We start from the raw sequence: 9,018 nt of genomic DNA, 5'->3' as shown, positions 1-9,018 counted from the left end.
GATATAATTGTGACCTGTCAGCATCCTATAATATAGGAGCCAGATATTTTATAAGGGAACTTTTAAAACCCCTTCCGGCAACGGAAAGGTCTTTGCTGGAGGCAAAAGTCCCTCCTGTAAAGCGTAGAACTTCATGTGTCTATGCTGACTTAAGAGAACTTCATCTGCAAATGGAGATCTTAAAAGCAGCATAAACACAGGCAGATATACAGCGGATTACCTGTAATGTGGGAACCTGCCGTATCCGGCATGGAAAAAGCACATAACTGTGCAGACCTAAGTTACAGGCGTATCTGCCGATATTCAGTCTGACGCCTAAAGCGTCTGGAAGCACGTGACTTTAGCCATGTGAGGTTCACAAATAATACAGCAATACGTCTTTCTGTTGCAAAAAATGTTGGTTTGTGCTAGGATATGTGTAACACAAAAAGGAGAAGAAAACGTATGATGATAGAAATAGATTTCAGCAGTGATGAAGCCATTTACATCCAGCTGACCAATCAGATCATCATGGGGATTGCTACGTCAAGACTGCAGGAGGGAGATACACTGCCATCAGTGAGACAGCTTGCAGATACAGTTGGGATAAATATGCATACAGTAAATAAAGCATATTCACTGCTGCGACAGGAGGGATTTGTCACTATCGACCGCAGACGTGGTGCAGTGATTTCTATTGATGTAAATAAACGGAAAGCATTGGAAGAACTGAAACAGAATCTCATGGTGGCGCTTGCGAAAGGATGTTGCAAGAGCGTAAGCAGAGAGGAAGTACATCAGCTTATTGATGAGATTTTTGACGAATATGATGAAAACAGATAGGAGAGGACATGGAGAGACAATTTACCAGACAGGCAGAGAATGCCCTCAAATTGGCAACGACAATTGCGAAATCCTGTGGACATGGATATATCGGAACAGAGCATCTTCTTGCAGGTCTTTTGAAAGAACCTGAAGGCACTGCGGGAAAAGTGCTGCAGGAATTTAACGTAGAAGAAGAAAAACTCAGGGAACTTATCAGCAGCCTGGTTACACCGGTTCAGGGCAATACTGCGGCAGCAGAAACAAAAGATCCCCAGTACAGCCCGAGAGCAAGAAGGATCATTGAACAGGCGAAGGAAGATGCTGAGAGTATGGAATGTCTTTGTGGAACAGAGCACCTGTTGCTTTCGCTTCTGAAAGAGACAGACTGCGTAGCGACCAGACTGCTTTTTACAATGGGAGTAAATATCCAGAAGTTGTTTGTGGCTATCCTGACAGCTATGGGATTTGACAATGATACCATTGCAGAGGAATTTCAGTACGCAAGGAATGCGGGAAACAAAAAAGTGACCAGTACCCCTACGCTGGATCAGTACAGTCGTGACCTGACACAGCTTGCAGCAGAGGGAAAACTGGATCCTGTGATAGGGCGTGATAAAGAAATTACCAGACTGATCCAGATTCTGAGCAGACGTACGAAGAATAATCCGTGTCTGACAGGGGAACCCGGAGTAGGTAAGACTGCCATTGTAGAGGGACTTGCACAGCGCATCGTTATGGGAATGGTTCCGGATACAGTGAAGGATAAGCGTCTTGTTGTGTTAGATCTTTCCGGCATGGTTGCGGGAAGCAAATACAGAGGTGAATTTGAGGAACGCATTAAGAATGTGATCCAGGAAGTAAAAGAACATCAGGGAATTCTGCTGTTCATTGATGAAATCCATACCATCATCGGAGCAGGTGGAGCGGAGGGAGCACTGGATGCTTCTAATATTCTGAAACCTTCTCTTTCCAGAGGTGAGATTCAGCTTATCGGCGCGACTACTCTGGAGGAATACCGTAAATATATTGAAAAAGACGCAGCACTGGAACGAAGATTCCAGCCTGTGACAGTGGAAGAACCATCTTCAGAGGAGACTGTTGAGATCCTTAAAGGTCTGCGTCCATATTATGAGAAACATCATGGGGTAAAGATTGAAGATGAGGCACTTGAGGCAGCAGTAAAAATGTCACAAAGATATATCAATGACCGTTTCCTTCCGGATAAGGCAATTGATATTATTGATGAAGCAGCATCAAAGGTTCAGCTTGCGGGTTATCAGTCAGCACCTGAAATGGAACAATATGAACTGGAACTGAATGAACTTCGTGAGGAGAAAGAACAGGCAGTTAAGACTGCAGATATTGAACGCGCAAAAAAAGCACAGGTACGCCAAAATGAAGTGGAAGCCGAAATGGAGAAAATCCGCATTAAGACTGAACGTAGAAATAAGAGGAAGAAACTTGTTGTAGATGAAGCTGCTGTTGCAGAGACGATTTCTGACTGGACAAAGATTCCTCTTCAGAAACTGACAGAGGGAGAAACCAAACGTCTTGCTCGTCTGGAGAAAGAACTTCATAAACGTGTGATCGGACAGAATGAGGCAGTAAAAGCTGTTGCGCAGGCAGTGAAACGGGGAAGAGTAGGACTTAAAGATCCGAACCGTCCCATTGGTTCTTTCCTTTTCCTTGGACCTACAGGTGTTGGTAAGACAGAACTTTCCAAGGCTCTGGCAGAAGCTGTCTTTGGAAGTGAACAGGCGATGATTCGTGTAGATATGTCCGAATATATGGAGAAACACAGTGTTTCCAAGCTGATCGGTTCTCCTCCGGGATATGTAGGATATGAAGAAGGCGGCCAGCTCAGTGAGAAGGTCCGCAGAAATCCGTACAGTGTATTGCTTTTTGATGAGATTGAGAAGGCACATCCGGATGTGTTTAATATACTTTTACAGGTGCTGGATGACGGTCATATTACAGATGCACAGGGAAGAAAAGTCGACTTCAAACAGACGATTATTATTATGACTTCCAACGCAGGGGCACAGGCGATTATGGAACCGAAACGTCTGGGATTCATGTCTGATAATGATGAGAAGAAAGACTATGAACGAATGAAAGGCGGTGTGATGGAAGAAGTGCGCCGGATTTTCAAACCGGAGTTCCTGAACCGAATTGACGATATCATGGTGTTCCATGTGCTGAATAAAGAAGATATCCGGAAAATTGTGACATTGCTTCTTAAAACACTGGAGAAACGATGCGCAGAACAGATGGAAATTCATCTTACAGTGACAAATGCTGTGAAAGATTTTATTGCAGAAAAAGGTTCTGATAATAAATATGGTGCCAGACCGCTGCGTCGTGCAATTCAGAGTAAGATAGAAGATGCGCTTGCAAACGAGATTCTGGAAGGCAGAGTAAAACGTGGAGATAGTGTACAGGTGAAACTTCATAAAAACGAGATTGCATTTGAAGTGAAAAAACAGTAGAAATCTCTGAGCAGACAGATATTTACAATTAAAGCAGAGGACTCACATGATTCACAGAAATTGTGAAATTAGTATAAAAAAATCAGTGAGATACTGGTCAAAAAAGTGAATGTATTATATAATAAGCACATAAAATGTCGGAAAAGTACAGAGATAGTGAAAAACTGTACGGCATCGGCAGATGAACCGGTGGAGCGGCAAACAAAAGAGTCTTAGGAGGACATAGGAAATGGCAGTAGTAAAAGAATTAATCCGTACAGAAGAGAATGGAGCAATCAGCTTTGGTGACTATGAGCTTGCACAGAAGTCTAAATTATCAGACTATCAGCATCAGGGCGATATGTATAAAGTAAAAACTTTTAAGGAGATTACCAAGCTCGAGAGAAACGGAATGTTCGTTTACGAATCAGTTCCGGGAACAGCAGTATTTAATCTTACACAGAGTGAAGCTCAGATGGATTTCCATGTAGAGGGACCGGAAGATGCACAGATCACAGTGGAGATGGAGCCGGATACAGAATATGAAGTATTTATTGAACAGGCAAGCACAGGTAAGATGAAAACAAACCTGGGCGGTAAACTTTCCTTTAGCGTGGAACTTGGCAATGCTGCAAGAGTAGAAGTAAAGATTGTAAAATGCTGAAAAATAAAAAGACGGTATATTTTTGCCAGGAGTGCGGATATGAATCCGCAAAATGGATGGGGCAGTGCCCGGGATGCAAGTCCTGGAACACCTTTGTGGAAGAGACAGTTTCCACAAAGAAGCCATCCTCTTCTGGAGTAATGAAATCATCAGAAAAAAGGCAGGAACCGGTGATCCTTAAAGACATTAGCCTGTCAGAAGATGAACGGCAGACAACTCAGATTGGTGAACTTGACAGGGTGCTGGGCGGCGGTATCGTCCCCGGCTCCCTTGTTTTAGTGGGAGGAGATCCGGGAATCGGAAAATCAACGCTGCTTTTACAGGTGTGCAGGAATCTGGCAGAGAAGCAGGTTTCGGTTCTTTATATTTCAGGCGAGGAATCTCTGAGACAAATTAAGCTGAGAGCTAATCGTATCGGGCAGTTTACGGATAAGATGCAGCTTTTATGTGAGACGAACCTGGAAGTGATACGTGAGGTGATCGAGCGCAGAAAACCGGATGTGGTTGTGATCGACTCCATTCAGACTATGTTTCACGAAGATGTAAGTTCGGCACCGGGAAGTGTCTCTCAGGTGAGAGAATCTACCAATATCCTTATGCAGATCGCAAAGGGAATGGGGGTGTCCATTTTTATTGTAGGTCATGTGACGAAAGAAGGAAATGTGGCAGGTCCGAGGGTTCTGGAACATATGGTGGATACGGTGCTTTATTTTGAAGGCGACCGGCATGCTTCTTATCGTATCCTGCGTGCGGTGAAGAATCGTTTTGGATCTACGAATGAGATTGGTGTTTTTGAAATGTGTAATACAGGTCTTGAGGAGGTGAAGAATCCGTCGGAATATATGCTGAATGGCAGACCGGAGGATGCGTCGGGTTCTGTTGTGGCGTGTTCTATGGAAGGAACCCGGCCGATTCTGGTTGAAATCCAGGCACTTGTGTGCCAGAGTAATTTCGGTATTCCGAGGCGGACAGCGGTAGGAACTGATTTTAACAGAGTGAATCTCCTTATGGCTGTGCTTGAGAAGAAAGTAGGACTCCGTCTGGCTGCATCGGATGCTTATGTCAATATTGCAGGGGGAATGAAGATGACAGAGCCGGCAATTGACCTTGGGATCTGTCTGGCGATTGTTTCCAGTGCGAAGGATATTGTGATTCCTGATAATGTGATGGTATTTGGCGAGGTTGGTCTGAGTGGTGAAATCCGCGCAGTGAATATGGCAGGCCAGCGTGTGCAGGAGGCGAAAAAACTGGGATTTGGAACAGTTGTGCTTCCGGAAGTGTGTAGGTCTTCTGTTGGAAAAGTGGAAGGGATCAACTTGGTTTATGTGTCGCAGATTCGTGATGCGATTGGTTATATTATGAAAAAATAGATTGTCAGACTACTGGCTTATATATGGTTTGAATAAGTCGATCAGACTGTCGTCAAAGATATTTTTGCCTGAGAAAGTCTGCTGACAGAGAGAAAGAGGAAAGGATCAAAAGTTATGGCGAGTGGGATTGATACAGTGATATTTGATATGGATGGAGTGATTTTTGATTCAGAGATTCTTGTGCTTCAAGCGTGGAAAGAAGTGGCAGAACGTCATGGAATCGCAGGAGTTGAGGCGGCATGTCATGAGTGTCTGGGAACAAACAGTGTTGTAAGTAAAGGGGTTTTTCTGAAGCATTATGGTGAAGATTTTCCGTATGAGGAATATAAAGCGGAGATGGCAGAGGTGTTTTTCAGTCATGCTTCCGGAGGCAAACTGGCAAAGAAGCCGGGGGTTGAGGAGCTTTTGAAATATCTGAAGATGAGGGGATTTAAGATTGGGCTTGCCAGTTCTACCCGGGAGGTACTGGTGCGTTCGGAGATTTCAGATGGCGGGCTGCTGGGATATTTTGATCAGATTGTCGGGGGAGATATGGTGGAACGGAGTAAGCCGGAACCGGATATTTTTCTGGAGGCTTGCAGACGACTGGGGACCAGACCGGAGAATTGTTATGTGATTGAGGATTCTCATAATGGAATCAGGGCGGCTTATGCAGCAGGGATGCATCCGATCATGGTGCCGGATCTGATGGAGGTGACGGAGGAGATGAAGTCCCTCGCAGAAGAGATTCTGGGATCGCTTTGCGCAGTGCAGGAATTTTTGCAGGGGTCAGGCATATAAATTCATTTGTTTTTATGAGTGTCAGTGATTGAATAAAAAAGAAATCTGTTTTTACTGGTATTTATTTCAAAACTTTTCCAGGAAAACAGATTCCTTTTTTGTTATATTAAGTTTTTGCTTATGAGAGAACTCCTGTTGACTGTAAAAACAGGATAAACATCATAACCGGCGCAACATAGCGGATCATGATTCGATAAAGTTTTTTTCTGCGGAATCTGCTGCCGTTTCGTTCCATTTCATCAATGACATAATCAGGTGTCATAACCCATCCGATCAGGATGGTGGAAAGTAATGCGATAAATGGCATCATAACACTGTTGCTGATGTAATCCATAATATCAAGCAGCTGTCCTGTAGAGCCATTGGGCAGTTCCACTTCTACATAGAAAATGCTGTATCCCAAAGCAATGATCGCAGAAGCAGCAAGATAAACTGCAGATAAAACAGAAACAGTTTTTTTTCTGCCTGTGTGGAAGATTTCCATACAGTTTGCAACGATGGATTCCAACACAGAGATGCAGGATGACAGTGTTGCAAAAATAGCAGTTACGAAAAAGAGGATTCCTACAAATATGCCTGCTTTTCCCATGGCTGCAAAGACTTTTGGGAGAGAAACAAACATAAGGCTTGGACCGGCTCCCATTCCTTCTGTTCCGGAAAATACGAATACAGCAGGGATGATCATGGCACCTGCAAGAAATGCCACTCCTGTGTCAAAAATTTCAATCTGATTAACAGCCTTGTTTAAGTTAACATCAGGTTTTACATAAGAACCGTAGGTGATCATGATTCCCATGGACACGCTGAGAGAGAAGAACAGCTGACTCATTGCATCCAGTAAAATCTGTAAAAATCGCTGTACAGTAAGCCCCTCAAGATTTGGGGTCAGGTAATAAAGAAATCCCTGGATCCCGGTATGTACCTGGCCGGAAGAATCTGTATGTTTCAGAGTCAGGGAATAAATGGAGATGATGACAACGAGTACCAGAAGAACCGGCATCATCCATTTGGATACTTTTTCAATACCATCCTGCACACCATTGTATACAATAAATGCAGTTACACCCATGAAAATAAGTGCAAAAATAACAGGTGAGGTGGAGGATGTGATAAAAGAAGTAAAATAATCATCTGCTGCAGCAGCCTTTGCCTGTCCTGTCAGGTAGACTACAGCATATTTGGTGATCCATCCACCGATCACTGCGTAATAAGTCATAATAAGAACAGGTACAAGAAAAGTCAGAATGCCTAAGAATTTCCACTTGGGCTTCATTTCAGCATAAGCACCGATCGCACTTTTCTGAGTGCGGCGGCCGATTGCGATATCAGATGTAAGCAGGGTAAATCCAAATGTAAGTACAAGTATAAAATAAATGATTAAAAACAGACCGCCTCCATCTTTAGCTGCAAGATATGGGAATCTCCATAAATTGCCTACTCCTACAGCACTGCCGGCTGCGGCAAGGACAAACCCGAGCTGTCCTGAAAAATGATTTGATTTCCTTTCCATAATAGATAATCTCCTGTATGATTTATGTTTGCATAAGTACGATAACATATGTTAATATATAAGTAAAATGAATGTTTTTGCTAGTATACATTAAAAAAAGTAATGGATAAAAACAGACAAGAAGTAAGGATCGTAAATGAAGGAAATCAGAGACAGATATGAAATTTTTTTGAAGGTATGTGAGACTGGAAGTTTTTCGAAAGCAGCAGAGGCGCTAAACTATACACAATCGGGAATCAGTCAAATGATGGCCGGATTTGAGGAGGAACTGGGAGTACAGTTATTTGCAAGAGCTAAAAAAGGTGTAACTCTGACGGATAATGGAAGAATGCTGATGCCTTATATACAGGAGATGACAAATCAGAAAGATAAACTTAGACAGGCTGCTTTTAATATTAATCATAAAATAGAAGGAAAACTCAGAATAGGAAGCTTTTCCAGTGTAACTGCAATGTGGATGCCGGAAGTGATCCATTATTTTAACAGAAATTATCCACAGGTTGAGGTGCAGATCTTTGATGGAAATTATGATGAGATCAGAGACTGGATCATACATGGGCAGGTGGACTGCGGATTTCTGTCTTCGATCGTTGCAGATAATCTGAAGTTTTATCCATTATGTGAGGATCCTCTCTGTGCTGTGATGCAGAAAAATCATCCTCTTGCAGAAAAGAAAAGTGTGAGACTGGAAGAACTGTTGGAGTATCCTTTCATTATAGAGACTCCGGGATGTGATAATGATATTTTGCATTTATTGGAAAGATGTGGGAAGGAGCCAAAGACTTCTTACAGTTTTCGTGATGATACGCTTATTATGGCATTTGTGAAAAATGGGCTGGGAGTGACGATCTCACAGAAGCTGGTTATGAAGGCGTTTGCCAATGATGTAGAGAGCAGACCTCTTGAACCGGGGAGATCCAGAATTATTGGGTTGGCATTTGTAAAAACAATGAACTCGGTTGTGACGAAGATATTGTTGGAATATCTAAAGGGGATGATGTAGTATTTTGCAGTGAAAAGAGTCCTGTTTTATGGCATATATGGCATGAAAATAAAAAGATTGTCAAATTATGGAATTAACTGTTGACATTGTGGCTTTTCGGTGTTATATTAGATGAGCTGTCGGGAATAATTGTTCGTAAGATAAAAACAATTTAAATAGATTTCTGAAAGAAAAAAGAAATTCCAAAAAGTGCTTGACAACTTAAAACAAACATGTTAAAGTAACCAAGTCGCTTGAACAGAGCTGACAGTCATACATCTGAGGAGCATTTCGAGAAATCGAAAGAGTCCGAAAAACTTTGAAAAAACTTAAAAAAGTGCTTGACAAAGAAAAACAGATGTGATAAAGTAAATAAGCTGTCGCGAGACAGACAACCTTGATAACTAAACAGTGAAACACATACGATTCTCGAAAATTCT

7 protein-coding genes and 1 pseudogene are annotated in these 9,018 nt (G+C 42.5%); 7 read left to right on the top strand and 1 reads right to left on the bottom strand.

All coding sequences use genetic code 11. From position 1 onward, the window contains the following. The 6 genes and pseudogenes from LJE11_RS17940 to LJE11_RS17915 form a co-directional block, all read left to right on the top strand. Positions 1–194: pseudogene (locus LJE11_RS17940) on the top strand (IS200/IS605 family accessory protein TnpB-related protein); the annotation flags it as partial. Between the two features lie 250 nt (positions 195–444). Beyond that, a complete protein-coding gene (locus LJE11_RS17935) occupies positions 445–822 on the top strand; it encodes a GntR family transcriptional regulator (protein ID WP_020993363.1) in 378 nt (125 codons plus the stop codon). Positions 823–830: 8 nt separating this feature from the next. Next, positions 831–3,293 (top strand): ATP-dependent Clp protease ATP-binding subunit, encoded by a 2,463-nt coding sequence (locus LJE11_RS17930; protein WP_008705474.1) that lies wholly within the window; start codon positions 831–833, stop codon positions 3,291–3,293. Positions 3,294–3,522: 229 nt separating this feature from the next. Further along, the gene (locus LJE11_RS17925) at positions 3,523–3,936 is read left to right on the top strand and encodes a hypothetical protein (RefSeq protein WP_008705473.1); all 414 of its coding nucleotides are present in this window, start codon (positions 3,523–3,525) and stop codon (positions 3,934–3,936) included. Next, positions 3,930–5,306: a DNA repair protein RadA gene (gene radA / locus LJE11_RS17920; RefSeq protein ID WP_008705472.1), complete on the top strand. Its 1,377-nt coding sequence runs from the start codon at positions 3,930–3,932 to the stop codon at positions 5,304–5,306. The genes LJE11_RS17925 and radA overlap by 7 nt, the downstream gene beginning before the upstream one ends. A 114-nt stretch (positions 5,307–5,420) precedes the next feature. Then, a complete protein-coding gene (locus LJE11_RS17915; protein ID WP_008705471.1) occupies positions 5,421–6,086 on the top strand; it encodes an HAD family hydrolase in 666 nt (221 codons plus the stop codon). 118 nt (positions 6,087–6,204) lie between these two features. Here LJE11_RS17915 and LJE11_RS17910 read toward each other — a convergent pair whose 3' ends face one another. Next, on the bottom strand, positions 6,205–7,596 hold the full coding sequence (locus LJE11_RS17910) for a sodium-dependent transporter (protein ID WP_008705470.1): 1,392 nt from the start codon (positions 7,594–7,596) through the stop codon (positions 6,205–6,207). A 136-nt stretch (positions 7,597–7,732) separates the two neighbouring features. Here LJE11_RS17910 and LJE11_RS17905 point away from each other — a divergent pair, with 136 nt between their 5' ends. Further along, positions 7,733–8,599, top strand: a complete 867-nt coding sequence (locus tag LJE11_RS17905; protein ID WP_008705469.1) for a LysR family transcriptional regulator — start codon at positions 7,733–7,735, stop codon at positions 8,597–8,599. Positions 8,600–9,018 lie beyond the last annotated feature (419 nt).

This window comes from Blautia sp. DFI.1.216, from assembly GCF_020594215.1.
Taxonomy (GTDB): Bacteria; Bacillota; Clostridia; order Lachnospirales; family Lachnospiraceae; genus Blautia_A; species Blautia_A wexlerae.
Note: the sequence above shows the minus strand (reverse complement) of the source record. Positions and strands in the feature narration are given on the sequence as shown.

What these genes read in the sequence shown, in the direction of transcription:
- LJE11_RS17915 (WP_008705471.1), top strand. Translation starts at nt 5,421, where the DNA reads ATGGCGAGTGGGATTGATACAGTGATATTTGATATGGATGGAGTGATT.
- LJE11_RS17935 (WP_020993363.1), top strand. Translation starts at nt 445, where the DNA reads ATGATGATAGAAATAGATTTCAGCAGTGATGAAGCCATTTACATCCAG.
- LJE11_RS17910 (WP_008705470.1), bottom strand. Translation starts at nt 7,596, where the DNA reads ATGGAAAGGAAATCAAATCATTTTTCAGGACAGCTCGGGTTTGTCCTT.
- LJE11_RS17930 (WP_008705474.1), top strand. Translation starts at nt 831, where the DNA reads ATGGAGAGACAATTTACCAGACAGGCAGAGAATGCCCTCAAATTGGCA.
- LJE11_RS17905 (WP_008705469.1), top strand. Translation starts at nt 7,733, where the DNA reads ATGAAGGAAATCAGAGACAGATATGAAATTTTTTTGAAGGTATGTGAG.
- LJE11_RS17925 (WP_008705473.1), top strand. Translation starts at nt 3,523, where the DNA reads ATGGCAGTAGTAAAAGAATTAATCCGTACAGAAGAGAATGGAGCAATC.
- radA (WP_008705472.1), top strand. Translation starts at nt 3,930, where the DNA reads ATGCTGAAAAATAAAAAGACGGTATATTTTTGCCAGGAGTGCGGATAT.